We start from the raw sequence: 377 nt of genomic DNA on the forward strand, positions 1-377 counted from the left end.
CCACTTCGCTAATCCTCCAGGATTAAAAGGTGGCTCGGGACGGAATCGAACCGCCGACACGAGGATTTTCAGTCCTCTGCTCTACCGACTGAGCTACCGAGCCTTATTTAATTTTTAGATTAATGGCGGAACCGACGGGATACTCTCACTTCGTTCGAGACTGCGAAGCTGATGCTCTCGAAGTGAATGCTCCGACGAACCCAAAAACGGATTCTCATCCCTGAAGCATAATCAAGATGGCGGAACCGACGGGATTCGAACCCGCGATCTCCTGCGTGACAGGCAGGCATGTTAGGCCAACTACACCACGGTTCCAGGCATTAATGGTGCCGGCGAGAGGACTTGAACCCCCAACCTACTGATTACAAGTCAGTTGC

2 tRNA genes are annotated in these 377 nt (G+C 52.3%); both read right to left on the reverse strand.

Features of this window, described 5'->3' with window-relative positions:
• Nucleotides 1–30 precede the first annotated feature (30 nt).
• Nucleotides 31–103, reverse strand: a tRNA-Phe gene (locus tag HP552_RS00505).
• Nucleotides 104–237: 134 nt separating this feature from the next.
• Nucleotides 238–315: transfer RNA gene (locus HP552_RS00510), tRNA-Asp, on the reverse strand.
• Between the last annotated feature and the right edge of the window lie 62 nt (nucleotides 316–377).

It is taken from the genome of Paenibacillus xylanilyticus (assembly GCF_013359935.1).
GTDB lineage: Bacteria > Bacillota > Bacilli > Paenibacillales > Paenibacillaceae > Paenibacillus > Paenibacillus xylanilyticus.